This is a genomic window from Escherichia sp. E4742 (assembly GCF_005843885.1).
Classification (GTDB): domain Bacteria; phylum Pseudomonadota; class Gammaproteobacteria; order Enterobacterales; family Enterobacteriaceae; genus Escherichia.
Window position 1 is genome coordinate 3,385,484 of sequence record NZ_CP040443.1, and the last position, 16,197, is coordinate 3,401,680.

Annotated in this window: 16 protein-coding genes; 12 read left to right on the forward strand and 4 right to left on the reverse strand. The window is 49.0% G+C overall.

Annotated features, from left to right (window positions below):
- Positions 1 to 53 precede the first annotated feature (53 nt).
- Positions 54 to 3,071, forward strand: coding sequence for an autotransporter adhesin EhaB (gene ehaB / locus FEM44_RS16410; RefSeq protein WP_135523172.1), 3,018 nt, complete (start codon positions 54 to 56; stop codon positions 3,069 to 3,071).
- Between the two features lie 85 nt (positions 3,072 to 3,156).
- Positions 3,157 to 3,780: a hydrogen peroxide resistance inhibitor IprA gene (gene iprA / locus FEM44_RS16415; RefSeq protein WP_135523171.1), complete on the forward strand. Its 624-nt coding sequence runs from the start codon at positions 3,157 to 3,159 to the stop codon at positions 3,778 to 3,780.
- On the opposite strand, the gene ampH is transcribed toward iprA, so the two are convergent.
- The gene (gene ampH, locus FEM44_RS16420; protein ID WP_130215388.1) at positions 3,781 to 4,938 is read right to left on the reverse strand and encodes a D-alanyl-D-alanine-carboxypeptidase/endopeptidase AmpH; all 1,158 of its coding nucleotides are present in this window, start codon (positions 4,936 to 4,938) and stop codon (positions 3,781 to 3,783) included.
- A gap of 351 nt (positions 4,939 to 5,289) precedes the next feature.
- Here ampH and sbmA point away from each other — a divergent pair, with 351 nt between their 5' ends.
- A complete protein-coding gene (gene sbmA, locus FEM44_RS16425) occupies positions 5,290 to 6,510 on the forward strand; it encodes a peptide antibiotic transporter SbmA (protein ID WP_130223271.1) in 1,221 nt (406 codons plus the stop codon).
- A gap of 12 nt (positions 6,511 to 6,522) precedes the next feature.
- Entirely contained in the window at positions 6,523 to 7,617 is a 1,095-nt protein-coding gene (yaiW, locus tag FEM44_RS16430) for a surface-exposed outer membrane lipoprotein YaiW (RefSeq protein WP_130215392.1), read from the forward strand.
- Between the two features lie 52 nt (positions 7,618 to 7,669).
- Here the strand turns inward: yaiW and FEM44_RS16435 are convergent, their stop codons facing one another.
- The gene (locus FEM44_RS16435) at positions 7,670 to 7,978 is read right to left on the reverse strand and encodes a YaiY family protein (RefSeq protein ID WP_064527077.1); all 309 of its coding nucleotides are present in this window, start codon (positions 7,976 to 7,978) and stop codon (positions 7,670 to 7,672) included.
- 259 nt (positions 7,979 to 8,237) lie between these two features.
- Between FEM44_RS16435 and FEM44_RS16440 the strand changes: the two genes are divergently transcribed.
- Positions 8,238 to 8,450, forward strand: a complete 213-nt coding sequence (locus tag FEM44_RS16440) for a DUF2754 domain-containing protein (protein WP_130237775.1) — start codon at positions 8,238 to 8,240, stop codon at positions 8,448 to 8,450.
- Positions 8,451 to 8,655: 205 nt separating this feature from the next.
- On the opposite strand, the gene ddlA is transcribed toward FEM44_RS16440, so the two are convergent.
- The gene (gene ddlA, locus FEM44_RS16445; protein WP_135523170.1) at positions 8,656 to 9,750 is read right to left on the reverse strand and encodes a D-alanine--D-alanine ligase; all 1,095 of its coding nucleotides are present in this window, start codon (positions 9,748 to 9,750) and stop codon (positions 8,656 to 8,658) included.
- A gap of 462 nt (positions 9,751 to 10,212) precedes the next feature.
- Between ddlA and iraP the strand changes: the two genes are divergently transcribed.
- The 4 genes from iraP to adrA all read left to right on the forward strand — a co-directional run bounded on the left by iraP (position 10,213) and on the right by adrA (position 13,644).
- Complete coding sequence (iraP, locus tag FEM44_RS16450; protein WP_064527081.1) at positions 10,213 to 10,473, forward strand: anti-adapter protein IraP; 261 nt, start codon at positions 10,213 to 10,215, stop codon at positions 10,471 to 10,473.
- Positions 10,474 to 10,573: 100 nt separating this feature from the next.
- Entirely contained in the window at positions 10,574 to 11,989 is a 1,416-nt protein-coding gene (gene phoA, locus FEM44_RS16455) for an alkaline phosphatase (RefSeq protein ID WP_130260321.1), read from the forward strand.
- A gap of 118 nt (positions 11,990 to 12,107) precedes the next feature.
- Positions 12,108 to 12,428, forward strand: coding sequence for a phosphate starvation-inducible protein PsiF (gene psiF, locus FEM44_RS16460; protein ID WP_064527085.1), 321 nt, complete (start codon positions 12,108 to 12,110; stop codon positions 12,426 to 12,428).
- A 100-nt stretch (positions 12,429 to 12,528) separates the two neighbouring features.
- The gene (gene adrA, locus FEM44_RS16465) at positions 12,529 to 13,644 is read left to right on the forward strand and encodes a diguanylate cyclase AdrA (RefSeq protein WP_135523169.1); all 1,116 of its coding nucleotides are present in this window, start codon (positions 12,529 to 12,531) and stop codon (positions 13,642 to 13,644) included.
- A 16-nt stretch (positions 13,645 to 13,660) separates the two neighbouring features.
- Here the strand turns inward: adrA and proC are convergent, their stop codons facing one another.
- A complete protein-coding gene (proC, locus tag FEM44_RS16470) occupies positions 13,661 to 14,470 on the reverse strand; it encodes a pyrroline-5-carboxylate reductase (RefSeq protein ID WP_130215404.1) in 810 nt (269 codons plus the stop codon).
- A gap of 119 nt (positions 14,471 to 14,589) precedes the next feature.
- Here proC and FEM44_RS16475 point away from each other — a divergent pair, with 119 nt between their 5' ends.
- From FEM44_RS16475 to yaiA, 3 genes are all read left to right on the forward strand, one after another.
- Positions 14,590 to 15,048, forward strand: a complete 459-nt coding sequence (locus FEM44_RS16475) for a YaiI/YqxD family protein (RefSeq protein ID WP_135523168.1) — start codon at positions 14,590 to 14,592, stop codon at positions 15,046 to 15,048.
- A 182-nt stretch (positions 15,049 to 15,230) separates the two neighbouring features.
- Positions 15,231 to 15,776 carry a shikimate kinase AroL gene (aroL, locus tag FEM44_RS16480; protein WP_130223263.1) on the forward strand — a complete coding sequence of 182 codons (546 nt, stop codon included), beginning with the start codon at positions 15,231 to 15,233 and terminating at the stop codon, positions 15,774 to 15,776.
- 28 nt (positions 15,777 to 15,804) lie between these two features.
- Positions 15,805 to 15,996 (forward strand): protein YaiA, encoded by a 192-nt coding sequence (gene yaiA, locus FEM44_RS16485; RefSeq protein ID WP_135523167.1) that lies wholly within the window; start codon positions 15,805 to 15,807, stop codon positions 15,994 to 15,996.
- The last annotated feature ends 201 nt before the right edge of the window (positions 15,997 to 16,197 follow it).

Genomic DNA, 16,197 nt, shown 5'->3' on the forward strand with positions numbered 1-16,197 from the left:
ATGCATTGATAATTGATGGATCAACTTATTACGTCCCTGAGGAGGGATGACAAATGCACTCCTGGAAAAAGAAACTTGTAGTATCACAATTAGCATTGGCTTGCACTCTGGCTATCACCTCTCAGGCTAATGCAGCGACCAACGATATTTCTGGTCAAACTTACAATACGTTCCATCACTACAACGACGCCACTTATGCTGATGACGTTTACTATGATGGTTATGCAGGCTGGAACAACTATGCCGCTGATAGCTTCTACAACGGCGACATTTACCCGGTCATTAATAACGCTACCGTTAATGGCGTGATTTCTACTTACTATCTGGACGACGGTATTTCTACCAATACCAACGCCAATAGTCTGACAATCAAAAACAGCACTATTCACGGTATGATTTATTCCGAGTGCATGACAACTGATTGTGCTGATCGTGCGGATGATTACTACCATGACCGTCTGGCGCTGACCGTTGATAACTCAACGATCGACGACAACTACGAACACTATACATATAACGGCACCTACAATAATGCCGCTGATACTCATGTTGTAAATGTATTTAACATCGGTACTGCCATCACTCTGGATCAGGAAGTTGATCTGTCCATCTCTAATAACTCTCACGTAGCAGGTATTACGCTGACTCAGGGTTATGAGTGGGAAGATATCGACGACAACACTGTCAGCACCGGTGTAAATAGCAGCGAAGTGTTTAATAACACCATCACTGTTAAAGATTCTACCGTGACCTCTGGTTCATGGACTGATGAAGGTACTACTGGTTGGTTTGGTAATACCAGCAATGCCAGTGATTACAACGGTGATGGCTGGAATGCTGACGATATCGCATTAGCCGTTATTGCACATCCTGATGCTGATAACGCAATGCAGACTACTGCAACATTCGATAACTCCACACTGATGGGTGATGTTTTCTTCTCAAGCAACTTTGATGAGAACTTCTTCCCACATGGTCGTGATAGCTACCGTGATGCTGACGGTGATGTAGATACTAACGGTTGGGATGGTACTGATCGCCTGGATCTGACCCTGAACAATGGCAGCAAGTGGGTTGGTGCAGCAATGTCTGCGCATCAGGTTGATCTGGGTTCAGATATTGGGACAGATCTTAATGACGATGGTTATGCTGATAACGATACCCTCGATGGTAAGATCGATAAAGACAGTCCGCTGGATGGCATTTACGATGCTTATGCGATGGGTTCCGATGCCACTGCAACTCTGATCGACATCGCAGCTAACAGCCTGTGGCCTTTATCAACTGTTGGTGTAGAAAACAGCGACTCTGAATACAGCGAATTTGATCACATCATCGGTAACGAAGTTTACCAGAGCGGTCTGTTCAATGTGACTCTGAATACCGGTTCACAATGGGATACCACCAAAACTTCTCTGATTGATACTCTGAGCATCAACAGTGGTTCAACTGTTAATGTTGCTGATTCAACGCTGATTTCTGACTCTATCTCTCTGACAGGTCTTTCTGCGCTGAACATCAACGAAGATGGTCATGTTGCAACTGATTCACTGACTATCGACAACAGTACCGTAACCATTTCTGATGAAGTTTCTGCTGGTTGGGCTGTAGGTGATGCTGCTCTGTATGCCAACAACATCAAAGTGACTAACGACGGTATTCTGGATGTAGGTAACACAGCAGCGAATGCTCTTCAGGTTGATACTCTGAACCTGACCAGCACCACTGATACGAGTGGTAACATTCACGCTGGTGTGTTTAACATCGAAAGCAATCGCTTTGTACTTGATGCAGACTTGACCAACGACCGTACCAACGACACTACCAAGTCAAACTATGGTTATGGCTTAATCGCAATGAACTCTGATGGTCACCTGACCATTAACGGTAACGGCGATAACGACAACACTGCTTCTATCGAAGCTGGTCAGAACGAAGTTGATAACAATGGTGACCATGTTGCAGCTGCAACCGGTAACTACAAAGTTCGTATCGACAACGCTACTGGTGCTGGTTCTATCGCTGACTACAACGGCAACGAGCTGATCTACGTTAACGACAAAAACAGCAACGCGACCTTCTCTGCTGCTAACAAAGCTGACCTGGGTGCATACACCTACGAAGCTCGTCAGGAAGGTAACACCGTTGTTCTGCATCAGACCGAGTTGACTGACTACGCTAACATGGCGCTGAGCATCCCGTCTGCAAACACCAATATCTGGAACCTGGAACAAGACACCGTTGGTACTCGTTTGACCAACTCTCGTCATGGTCTGGCTGATAACGGCGGCGCATGGGTAAGCTACTTCGGTGGTAACTTCAACGGCAACAACGGTACCATTGACTACGATCAGGATGTTAACGGCATCATGGTCGGTGTTGATACCAAAATTGATGGTAACAACGCTAAGTGGATCGTCGGTGCAGCTGCAGGCTTCGGTAAAGGCGACATGAATGACCGTTCTGGTCAGGTGGATCAAGACAGCCAGTCTGCCTACATCTACTCTTCTGCTCGCTTCGCGAACAACATCTTTGTTGATGGTAGCTTGAGCTACTCTCACTTCAACAACGATCTGTCTGCAACCATGAGCAACGGTACTTACGTTGACGGTAGCACCAACTCCGACGCATGGGGCTTCGGTTTGAAAGCCGGTTACGACTTCAAACTGGGTGATGCAGGTTACGTAACTCCTTACGGCAGCATTTCTGGTCTGTTCCAGTCTGGTGATGACTACCAGCTGAGCAACGACATGAAAGTTGACGGTCAGTCTTACGACAGCATGCGTTATGAACTGGGTGTAGATGCAGGTTATACCTTCACTTACAGCGAAGACCAGGCTCTGACTCCGTACTTCAAACTGGCTTACGTCTACGACGACTCTAACAACGATAACGATGTGAACGGCGATTCCATCGATAACGGTACTGAAGGGTCTGCGGTACGTGTTGGTCTGGGTACTCAGTTCAGCTTCACCAAGAACTTCAGCGCCTATACCGATGCTAACTACCTCGGTGGTGGTGACGTAGATCAAGATTGGTCCGCGAATGTGGGTGTTAAATATACCTGGTAATATTCTTCACTCCGAAGAAATAGGTAATTTAATCTAAATAATGCCCGTCAAGGATTTGACGGGCATTACTGCAAAGGACGCGCAAATGTTATCTGTAGTTAAACCTCTTCAGGAATTTGGTAAGCTCGATAAATGTTTGTCCAGATACGGCACGCGCTTCGAGTTTAATAATGAAAAACAAGTTATATTTTCAAGTGATGTAAACAGCGAAGACACATTCGTTATTTTAGAAGGTGTTATCTCTCTCCGTAGAGAAGAAAATGTACTTATCGGTATTACGCAAGCTCCTTATATTATGGGACTGACTGATGGTTTAATGAAAAATGATATACCATACAAATTAATATCAGAAGGAAACTGTACGGGATATCATCTACCAGCCAAACAAACCATTACTCTTATTGAACAAAATCAACTCTGGCGCGACGCTTTTTACTGGTTAGCCTGGCAAAATAAAATCCTGGAATTACGCGACGTTCAACTCATTGGGCATAATTCCTACGAGCAAATCCGCGCGACGTTATTATCAATGATTGATTGGAATGATGAATTGCGATCACGCATTGGTGTAATGAATTATATCCATCAACGTACACGCATATCACGTTCCGTCGTGGCAGAAGTTCTTGCGGCTTTACGCAAGGGCGGCTATATCGAAATGAATAAAGGCAAACTGATCGCTATCAACCGTTTGCCTTCAGAGTATTAATCAGGAAGCGGGAATGACCATCGGTTTATTCCCGCTAAGTTCGGTCACCAAATCATTGATGCCATCGCTCATATTTTTAAACCGTGTTAATGGTGAGCGGGTTACGACCACAAACGCACCGATATTTTTTTGCGGGATCATCGCCATATAGGTAATGAAACCACCGCCACCACCGGTCTTCTGAATAATACCCGGACGTCCATCCTTCGGTGCCATATACACCCAGCCTAAACCGAGTGCATCCGCTCTGCCTGGTACATCCATGCCAATCACTTTCGTAAACTGTGCACGCTGATAAATCAGCGTCTGCATGCGATCCGCCTGGTTACTACGCTGATAAAAATCAGAAGACAAATATTGCTGCATCCAGCGCATCATATCACCAGGTGTGGAATAAACGCCGCCGCTGCCAATGGCCGCCAGCGTATTGTTACACGGACTGGCACCGCGCTCGGCAACCATCAAACGGCGGCACTGGTCCGGTGATGGTGTGTAGGTGGTGTCTTTCATCCCCAGCGGACGGGTAATTTGCTCTTCAAACAACTGGGTATAAGGCTTGCCGGATGCATTCGCCAGCGCATCCGCCAGCAGGTCGAACGCAAGGTTGGAGTACGCGGCCTGGCTGCCAGGCGCGGCTTTTAGCTTAGCCGTAGAAAGATATTTCCAGCGTTGCTCTCGCGTCGGCCAGACAAATACCGGACGATTTGCTGCACCACCGGGCTGTTCACGGGGCAGGGCGCTGGTATGGGTTGCCAGATTCACCAACGTGATGGGGGCTCCATTGTAAGTTGGCACGCGTGCGCCTGGCGGGGCATATTTACTCAGTGGATCGTTTAACTTCACTGTCCCCTGGTCCAGCAATTTCACCAGCATCTCACTGGTCATCAACTTGGTGAGCGAAGCAATACGTACTACCGAATCCAACTGCGGGCGAACGTTATTACCTGGGCGAGTTTCGCCATAACTGCGAAAGACACGCTGATTACCGTCGATAACGACCAGCGCCATCCCGGTGGCACCGCTGCCGTAAAAAATATGATCGGCATAGCGATCAACAATATCAGAGGCGAATTCAGGTTCGGCGATAGGTTGCGCCGCGTGGACAGAGGTCAATGACGCCGCACACAGCACGGCAGAAAAAAGCAGACTACGTTTCAACGGTGGTGTCCATAAATTAAATGAAGGTAACTGAGCGTATTTATACTACTCGTTGATGGATTGCAAAGCGCAAATTAGTGCAATAATAGTGTTAAAAACGTAACGGCGCGTAAACACGATCTTTTTCCTGCTCACCAATGTCTGCATTTGTGATCCTGTACGTGTTAATACGCTTATGTAAACAATCCTTTGTTTGTGAAATCCGTCGAAACAATTCTTCCAGTCAGGAGGACGAACTAAGCGCCCCACGGTTGGTCACAATGGGCGGTTTCATTTGGCTGACTCTTTGAAGCGGCCATGCGGTTAATACACAGCAGTTGCTAAAACGATAAGAAGCTAGCAGGAGAGCATATGTTTAAGTCTTTTTTCCCAAAACCGGGAGCCTTTTTTCTCTCGGCCTTTGTTTGGGCATTGATTGCCGTAATCTTCTGGCAAGCGGGAGGCGGTGACTGGGTTGCCCGCATCACCGGCGCTTCTGGGCAGATACCGATTAGCGCTGCCCGTTTCTGGTCGTTAGACTTCCTGGTTTTTTACGCTTATTACATTGTTTGCGTAGGACTTTTCGCGCTGTTCTGGTTTATCTACAGCCCACATCGTTGGCAATACTGGTCAATACTCGGCACTGCGCTAATTATCTTCGTGACCTGGTTTCTGGTGGAAGTTGGGGTTGCAGTCAACGCCTGGTATGCACCGTTTTATGACCTGATTCAAACCGCGCTCAGTTCGCCGCATAAAGTGACCATCGAACAGTTTTATCGCGAGGTGGGCGTCTTTCTGGGGATAGCGCTGATCGCGGTGGTTATCAGTGTGTTGAACAATTTCTTTGTCAGTCACTACGTGTTTCGCTGGCGTACGGCGATGAACGAATACTACATGGCGAACTGGCAGCAACTGCGCCATATCGAAGGGGCCGCGCAGCGTGTGCAGGAAGACACCATGCGTTTTGCTTCAACGCTTGAGAATATGGGCGTCAGCTTTATTAACGCCATCATGACGCTGATCGCCTTCTTGCCGGTGTTGGTGACGCTCTCCGCACACGTGCCAGAGTTGCCGATTGTGGGGCACATTCCGTATGGTTTGGTGATTGCCGCGATTATCTGGTCGCTGATGGGGACCGGATTACTGGCGGTTGTGGGGATCAAACTGCCGGGACTTGAGTTTAAAAACCAGCGAGTAGAGGCAGCTTACCGTAAAGAGCTGGTCTATGGTGAAGACGACGCCACGCGTGCGACACCGCCAACGGTGCGCGAGTTATTCAGCGCGGTACGGAAGAACTATTTCCGCCTCTATTTTCACTATATGTATTTCAACATCGCCCGCATTCTCTACCTGCAGGTCGATAACGTTTTCGGTTTGTTCTTGCTGTTTCCGTCGATTGTTGCCGGTACGATTACGCTCGGCCTGATGACCCAAATAACCAACGTTTTTGGTCAGGTTCGCGGCGCTTTCCAGTATCTGATTAACTCATGGACCACGCTGGTCGAGTTGATGTCGATCTACAAACGTCTGCGCAGCTTTGAACATGAACTGGATAATGACAAAATTCAGGAAGTAACCCATACATTGAGTTAAAAAGGAGAGGTAATGTCGCGAGTCAATCATCTGTCTTCGCTTTCATTGTTGGCGGTTCTGGTTTTAGCGGGGTGTAGCAGTCAGGCGCCGCAGCCGTTGAAAAAGGGCGAAAAAGCGATAGATGTGGCAAGCGTGGTGCGGCAGAAGTTACCCGCCAGCGTAAAAGACCGCGATGCCTGGGCGAAAGATCTTGCCACCACTTTTGAAAGTCAGGGGCTGGCACCGACACTGGAAAATGTCTGCTCGGTGCTGGCGGTGGCGCAGCAGGAGTCAAATTATCAGGCGGATCCGGTCGTTCCAGGATTAAGTAAAATCGCCTGGCAAGAGATTGACCGCCGTGCCGAACGGATGCACATTCCGGCTTTTCTGGTTCATACCGCGCTAAAAATCAAATCGCCAAACGGCAAAAGCTACAGTGAACGGTTAGACTCCGTGCGCACGGAAAAGCAGCTGAGTGCAATTTTCGACGATCTGATCAGCATGGTGCCGATGGGGCAGACGCTGTTTGGTTCGCTTAACCCGGTGCGCACCGGTGGACCGATGCAGGTCAGCATTGCTTTTGCCGAACAGCATACCAGGGGGTATCCGTGGAAAATGGACGGTACGGTACGTCAGGAGGTCTTCAGTCGTCGCGGCGGATTATGGTTCGGTACTTACCATTTACTCAATTATCCTGCCAGCTATAGCGCGCCGATTTTCCGTTTCGCCGATTTTAATGCCGGTTGGTATGCCAGTCGTAATGCCGCGTTTCAGAATGCGGTCAGCAAAGCCAGCGGCGTGAAGTTGGCGCTGGATGGTGATTTGATTCGTTATGACAGTAAAGAGCCGGGTAAAACAGAACTGGCGACGCGTAAGCTGGCGGGCAAACTGGGAATGAGCGACAGCGAAATTCGTCGTCAGCTAGAGAAAGGGGATAGTTTCTCTTTTGAAGAGACGGCGCTGTATAAGAAGGTTTATCAACTCGCCGAAGCGAAAACGGGTAAATCGCTACCGCGTGAAATGTTGCCTGGCATTCAACTGGAAAGCCCGAAAATCACCCGTAACCTTACCACCGCATGGTTTGCGAAGCGCGTCGATGAAAGACGAGCGCGCTGTATGAAGCCGTGACCAATAGGTAATCGTAGGCCAGATGTTTACGTCGCATCTGGCAAAATAAATCTTACTGGCGGCGATGTCGCCAGTGCAGCCACACCGCAACCACCGCAAAGATGAAGCAGCCAACCAAAAACGGGATCAGCCCGAAAATGGTGCCGACTCCCAGACCAATTTCCACCCGTGGGCGGCCTGTCTCCTGGACCTGCATTAAACGCTCATAGACACCTGGCGCATGCACCAACAAATTCAGTAATTGAGCCCCAGCCCAAAAGCAAAACAGCACAAACAATGCATAGGCAATGTTGCCAGGCGTTGAAGAGGCATCGCGATATTTTCCGCTAAACAGCGATTTTGACAGGGTGAAATCAGCCATAAAAACCTCCGGAAGTCATCTGCTTCTCTTCTGGTGTGATACCAGCGGCTTATGGCAAGTCTGACAGGTCATTGGGATTGTCAATATCAGAATCATGGTAAATTGATGTTGGGAATATTCCCGAAGCGAGAATCTTCGTCATGAGTCACAAAATTGCAACCTTAAGTTAAATTTCTTAACGGTTCTGGAAATGCTGTCTACACCACAGACGGATGTTGCAGAATATGCAAGGATGTTGTTTTTCGTTAACGGAGTTGCCATGAATCTGCCTGTAAAAATCCGCCGCGACTGGCATTACTATGCGTTCGCCATTGGTCTTATATTCATTCTTAATGGCGTGGTGGGTTTACTGGGGTTTGAAGCAAAAGGTTGGCAGACCTATGCCGTTGGTTTGGTGACATGGGTGATTAGTTTCTGGCTGGCGGGGCTGATTATTCGTCGTCGCGATGACGATACTGAAAACGCCCAATAACAGAGGATAGGGCGTTCTGGAGTGCTGGCAAAGTGCTCGTTGTTTATGCCGGATGCGGCGTGAAAGCCTTATCCTGCCTACAAAATCGTGCAATATCAGTATATTGCAATCATCTGGTAGGTCTGGTAAGCGAAGCGCATCAGGCAATCTTACGTTTGCCATCAGCCTGAAATGCCCAACAAAAAAGTTATTGGGCATCCAAAAATTACATGGTGGTTTTCAGTGCGTTATCCGCTGCGTGACGCTCCAGCGCCAGCTCAATCAAACGCGTGATCAGGTCGGTGTAGCCCAGGCCACTGGCTTGCCACAGCTTCGGATACATACTGATGTTGGTAAAGCCTGGCAGCGTGTTGATCTCGTTGATCACCACCTCGTTTTCCGGCGTTAAAAAGACGTCTACACGCGCCATGCCAGCACATCCCAACGCCTGGTAAGCCTGAACGGCAATCGCCCGAATTTTATCGTTGATTTCCGGCGCGATGTCCGCAGGAACCACCACTTTCGCGCCATCTTCGTCAATGTACTTGGTGTCGTAGGCGTAGAAATCGTTGGTCAGTACGATCTCGCCACAGGTACTGGCTTGCGGATTGTCATTACCCAGAACCGCACATTCGATCTCACGACCTTTGATCCCTTGCTCAACGATCACCTTGTGATCGAATTCGAACGCCAGATCGACAGCAAGGGCATACTGCTCTTCGCTGGTCACTTTGCTGACGCCAACAGAGGAACCCTGATTAGCTGGTTTTACAAACAGCGGCAACCCAAGTTTAGACTTCACTTCGGCGAAGCTGATTTTGCGGCGATTGGCGCGCGTCAGGGTAATAAATGGCGCGATGTTCAATCCAGCGTCACGCAGCAGACGTTTGGTGACGTCTTTATCCATGCATGCAGCAGAAGCCAGAACATCGGAACCGACAAACGGTAGATTGGCGACCCGCAGCATTCCCTGCAAGGAACCATCTTCACCCAACGTACCGTGGACAATTGGGAAAATGACATCCACCGTCGGCAACGGCTGGCCGTTCTGCGCATCAATAAGTTGCTGTTCATGTTTACCCGGCACCTGCGCGAGACTGGTGGCTGAAGGGCGCAGCGCAATATGGGCAGGATCGTCTGCGTTCAGCAAATAATTGCTGGCATCGCTGACGTGCCATTGCCCTTGTTTATCAATGCCCAGCAGCACAACGTCAAAGCGACTTTTATCAATGGCATCGACAATGTTTTTTGCCGATTGCAGAGACACTTCATGTTCTGCTGACTTTCCACCAAAAACGATTCCTACCCGCAGTTTTTCCATCTTAAAAACCTATCCCGTAGAACACAAAGAGCATACATTACCACGACAAAACGGGGGATTCGCGGCCTTCTGACAGTTTGTTGCAATCTTCTGCTGATAAACCGTGCAGCTTGCGGGGTAAGATTCATCGCTGACTAAATTATGTGCGCAAAATCACAAAAATGATGAACGGGAAACTAATTTATTCCTGGTCTGAATTGCTGCCCGGATGGTTATTATACGTAATAATAAGTTAACCAAGAGGATATATTCCATAACTTTTTATTATAAAAAACATTAATAATTACATACCTATATTCTATGTGTGGAATTATTTAAAAATAGAGAAACGTTTCGCTGATAAAGGTGAAAAAAATATTTGCTAAAACTATTTCCTCTGTCATAAAAATACTACATCAAGACTCTATGCAGTTGTGAAACATAATGTTAACTTCTCCATACTTTGGATAAGGAAATACAGATATGAAAAATCTCATTGCTGAGTTGCTATTTAAGCTTGCCCAAAAGGAAGAGGAATCGAAAGAATTGTGCGCGCAGGTCGAAGCACTAGAGATTATCGTTACTGCGATGCTTCGCAATATGGCGCAAAATGACCAACAGCGGTTGATTGATCAGGTTGAAGGGGCTCTATACTCGGTAAAGCCCGATGCCAGCATTCCTGATGACGATACGGAGCTGCTGCGCGATTACGTAAAGAAGTTATTGAGGCATCCTCGTCAGTAAAAAGTTAAGCCCTCCAACAGTTGTCATAATGCTGTCATGCCAGAGACTTATAGTCGCTTTGTTTTTATTTTTTAATGTATTTGTACATGGAGAAAATAAAGTGAAACAAAGCACTATTGCACTGGCTCTCTTGCCGTTACTGTTTACCCCTGTTACTAAAGCCCGGACCCCAGAGATGCCAATTCTGGAAAACCGGGCGGCACAGGGGGATATTACCGCGCCTGGCGGCGCTCGCCGATTAACGAGCGATCAGACTGCTGCCTTACGCGATTCTCTTAGCGATAAACCCGCGAAAAATATTATTTTATTGATTGGTGATGGGATGGGGGATTCGGAAATCACTGCCGCACGCAATTATGCTGAAGGCGCGGGTGGTTTTTTTAAAGGGATCGATGCCTTGCCGCTTACCGGACAATACACCCATTATGCGCTGGATAAAAAAACCGGAAAACCAGACTACGTGACCGACTCCGCAGCGTCAGCAACGGCCTGGTCAACTGGCGTCAAAACGTATAACGGCGCGCTGGGTGTCGATATTCATGAAAAAGATCATCCAACGATTCTGGAATTGGCAAAAGCCGCAGGACTGGCGACCGGCAACGTTTCAACGGCTGAAATACAGGATGCCACTCCCGCTGCGCTTGTGGCACATGTGACCTCGCGCAAATGCTATGGTCCGAGCGTTACCAGCGAAAAATGCCCGAGTAACGCGCTGGAAAAAGGTGGAAAAGGATCGATTACCGAACAACTGCTTAACGCCCGTGCCGATGTTACGCTTGGCGGCGGCGCAAAAACCTTTGCTGAAACGGCAACCGCCGGTGAATGGCAGGGAAAAACGCTGCGTGAACAGGCACAGGCGCGTGGTTATCAGTTAGTCAGCGATACTGCATCGCTGAATGCGGTGACGGAAGCGAACCAGCAAAAACCCCTGCTTGGACTGTTTGCTGACGGCAATATGCCAGTGCGCTGGCAAGGACCGAAAGCAACGTACCACGGTAATATCGATAAGCCCGCAGTCACCTGTACCCCGAATCCGCAACGTAATGACAGTGTGCCTACGCTGGCGCAGATGACCGATAAAGCCATTGAACTACTGAGCAAAAATGAGAAAGGATTCTTCCTGCAAGTTGAAGGCGCGTCGATCGATAAACAGGATCACGCCGCGAATCCTTGTGGCCAAATTGGCGAGACGGTCGATCTCGATGAAGCCGTACAGCGGGCGCTGGAATTTGCCAAAAAGGATGGCAACACACTGGTGGTGGTCACCGCTGACCACGCTCACGCCAGCCAGATTGTCGCGCCGGATACCAAAGCACCGGGTCTGACTCAGGCGTTAAACACCAAAGATGGCGCAGTGATGGTGATGAGTTACGGGAACTCCGAAGAGGATTCACAAGAGCATACCGGTAGCCAGTTGCGTATTGCTGCATATGGTCCGCACGCTGCGAATGTGGTTGGTTTGACCGATCAGACAGATCTCTTCTACACCATGAAAGCTGCACTGGGGCTGAAATAACACCGAACCCGGCGGCTAATTTTGGCTGTCGGGTGGTTTTTTTGCTGTTAGCAACCAGACTTAAAAGCAGATCAAGGGCGCAAACGCTCCTGGTTTAAATGTGAAGAGGGATGGTGCTATGAAAATAACATTACTGGTTACCCTGCTATTCGGCCTGGTTTTTTTAACCACTGTCGGCGCTGCCGAGAGAACGTTAACCCCACAACAACAGCGTATGACCTCCTGTAATCAACAGGCGACAGCGCAGGCGTTGAAAGGGGATGCCCGTAAGACATACATGAGTGATTGCCTGAAGAACAGCAAATCTGCGCCCGGTGAAAAGAGTTTGACACCGCAGCAGCAGAAGATGCGCGAATGTAATAGTCAGGCGACGCAGCAATCTCTGAAAGGTGATGATCGTAATAAGTTTATGAGTGCCTGCCTCAAGAAAGCCGCGTAATACCTATAGTGCTAACGGGTGAGTTAAGAAAATGGCTCACCCGAAATATCATACTCCCGCCTTTCGCCCCATCTCTATAATTTGGGAAAATTGTTTCTGAATGTTCCCAAAAATAATGAATGATGAAAATTTTTTCAAAAAAGCGGCGGCACACGGGGAGATACCACCATTAGCTCCTCAAAACGAACATCAGCGATCCGGGCTGCGCTTCGCCCGTCGCGTCAGACTACCGCGGGCGGTAGGACTGGCTGGGATGTTCTTACCAATCGCCTCGACGTTGGTTTCGCACCCGCTGTCAGGCTGGTGGTGGCTGGTGTTGGTTGGCTGGGCATTTGTCTGGCCGCATTTAGCCTGGCAGTTGGCGAGCAGGGCCGTTGATCCGCTTGGCCGGGAAATATACAACTTAAAAACTGATGCAGTGTTAGCCGGTATGTGGGTTGGCGTGATGGGCGTAAACGTGCTGCCTTCGATCGCAATGCTGATGATTATGTGCCTGAATTTGATGGGGGCAGGCGGCCCCCGTCTGTTTGTCGCCGGTTTGGTGCTGATGGTTGTTTCCTGCCTTGTCACTCTCGAACTCACGGGGATCACGGTGTCGCTCAAGAGTGCGCCGCTGGAATGGTGGCTCTCCCTTCCCATTATCGTCATTTATCCTCTGCTGTTTGGCTGGGTCAGCTACCAGACAGCGACCAAACTGGCTGAACATAAACGAAGATTACAGGTCATGAGTACCCGCGACGGCATGACGGGCGTTTACAACCGGCGTCACTGGGAAATCATACTACGTAATGAGTTTGATAACTGTCGCCGACACAATCGCGATGCGACGCTATTGATTATTGATATCGACCATTTTAAGAGTATCAACGATACATGGGGTCACGATGTGGGTGATGAAGCAATCGTTGCCCTTACCCGACAGTTACAAATTACCCTGCGTGGCAGCGATGTGATTGGTCGTTTTGGTGGTGATGAATTTGCGGTAATTATGTCAGGTACACCAGCCGAAAACGCCATTACTGCCATGTTACGTGTGCATGAAGGATTAAATGCATTACGCCTGCCAAATACGCCGCAGGTGATATTACGGATAAGCGTCGGTATCGCGCCGCTGAATCCGCAAATGAGTCACTACCGTGAGTGGCTGAAATCGGCTGATATGGCGCTCTACAAAGCAAAGAGAGCCGGACGTAACCGTACTGAAGTGGCGGCCTGACGTCCGGCGAGAGTCATCAGGACTTGCTGAGTTTTTCTGATTTTTCCATACACTTCGTCATCGCTTCGATCACCGCGGCACGGAATCCTTTCTCTTCCAGAACGCGTACCGCTTCAATGGTTGTGCCTCCTGGTGAGCAGACCATATCTTTCAAGGCGCCCGGATGTTCGCCGGTTTCCAGCACCATTTTCGCGGAGCCCATTACCGCCTGGGCGGCAAACTTATAAGCCTGCGCGCGTGGCATCCCGCCCAGCACGGCGGCGTCGGCCATCGCTTCGATAAACATAAAGACATAAGCAGGCGAAGAACCGCTCACACCAACCACTGGGTGGATCATCGGCTCAGCAATGACTTCCGCCTCGCCAAAGCAACGGAAAATATTCAGCACATCGGCAGTATCTTCAGGAGTGACCAACGCGTTTGGCGTTACGGATGTCATCCCGGCGTTGACCAACGCGGGGGTATTCGGCATGGCGCGGATAATTTTCCGGTCGTGACCCAGCGCCCGGGCAAGTTGGTCGAGCGTAACGCCTGCGGCGATAGAAACCACCAGAGAGTCTTTATTCAGGCTGGAAGTGATTTCGCTAAGGACTTTAATCATGATGCCCGGTTTGACGGCAGCAAAGACGATATCGGTGATTTGCGCCACTTCCTGTGCCGATTCTGCGGCGTTGATACCAAACTGTTCATGTAAGGCGGCAACTTTATCCGGGGAGGGGGTATACACCCAGATTTGCCCTGGAAGGACCTGACCGCTGGCAATCAGACCGCCGAGAATGGCTTTTCCCATATTGCCGCAGCCAATAAAACCGATTTTCTTTTCCATTGCACACTCCTGCCGTGAATTCATTATTTTGAAAAGCGCCTGGTCAGAAGCATAAACAGAACTATGCCGGAAGGCAAAAGCGCGACACAATAGAAGATTACCCAACAGAGGATAGCCTTATGACAATATGGGTGGACGCCGATGCGTGTCCCAATGTAATTAAAGAGATTCTGTATCGCGCGGCAGAACGTATGCAGATGCCGCTGGTGTTGGTGGCAAATCAGAGTTTACGCGTGCCGCCATCGCGGTTTATTCGCACGCTGCGCGTCGCGGCAGGTTTTGACGTGGCCGATAATGAAATTGTACGTCAGTGTGAGGCGGGCGATTTGGTGATAACCGCAGATATTCCTTTGGCCGCTGAAGCCATCGAGAAAGGTGCGGCAGCACTTAATCCGCGTGGCGAACGGTACACACCTGCGACTATTCGTGAACGTCTGACTATGCGCGATTTTATGGATACCCTTAGAGCCAGCGGGATCCAGACCGGAGGGCCAGATAGTCTTTCGCAACGTGACCGCCAGGCATTTGCGGCTGAACTTGAAAAATGGTGGCTGGAAGCTCAGCGTAACCGTTCGTAAATGTAATTTATTATTTACACTTCTTTCTCAATCATTTCTTGTTATAGTAAGGAATGTATTGAAGTTCACTCCTTAAGTGGAATTATTTCTTTACAATCGAAATTGTACTAGTTTGATGGTATGATCGTTATTCTTACGAAACCGGCTTTCGCCGCATTGCGACCTTTTGGGGAAAACCCACGATGACACAACCTCTTTTTCTGATCGGGCCTCGGGGCTGTGGTAAAACAACGGTCGGAATGGCCCTTGCCGATTCGCTCAACTGTCGGTTTGTTGATACCGACCAATGGTTGCAATCACAACTCAATATGACGGTAGCAGAGATCGTCGAAAGGGAAGAGTGGGCAGGATTTCGCGCCAGGGAGAGCGCAGCTCTGGAAGCAGTTACTGCGCCATCCACCGTTATCGCGACGGGCGGCGGTATTATTCTGACGGAATTTAATCGCCACTACATGCGTAATAACGGGATTGTGGTTTACTTGTGCGCGCCGGTGTCAGTGCTGGTAAATCGTCTGCAAGCAGCGCCAGAAGAGGATTTACGGCCAACACTCACAGGAAAACCGTTAAGTGAAGAAGTTCAGGAAGTGCTGGAAGAACGCGATGCGTTATATCGTGAAGTTGCGCATATTATCGTCGATGCTAACAACGAACCCAGTCAGGTAATCTCTGAAATTCGAACCGCTTTGGCACAAACGGCAAACTGTCATTGTCCTGGCACCTATACTTAATGTTCATCCCGTGAAATAAGGAAGAACAATGCCAACGAAACCGCCTTATCCCCGAGAAGCCAGAATTGTTACGGTAGAAAAAGGCCAGCAAGGACAGACTGTGACCTGGTATCAGCTGCGAGCCGATCATCCCAAACCAGACTCTTTGATCAGCGAACATCCTACGGCCCAGGAGGCGATGGATGCTAAAAAACGCTATGAGGATCCTGAAAAAGAGTGACCGCATCAGACTGCTCGGAAGGGACTCTGAGTGCTATTACAACGGACCTGCATCACACTTTTCACAATTCATGTTTTTCAAATAATTAGAATATTAAACAATAACAATCCATTACTGGAACTATTGGGAATCTTTACATTATGCCGTGCGTGTCTGCTGCTACGCTTTTTTGCATTTGTAGCATCGGCAAGCGCCCGCTGT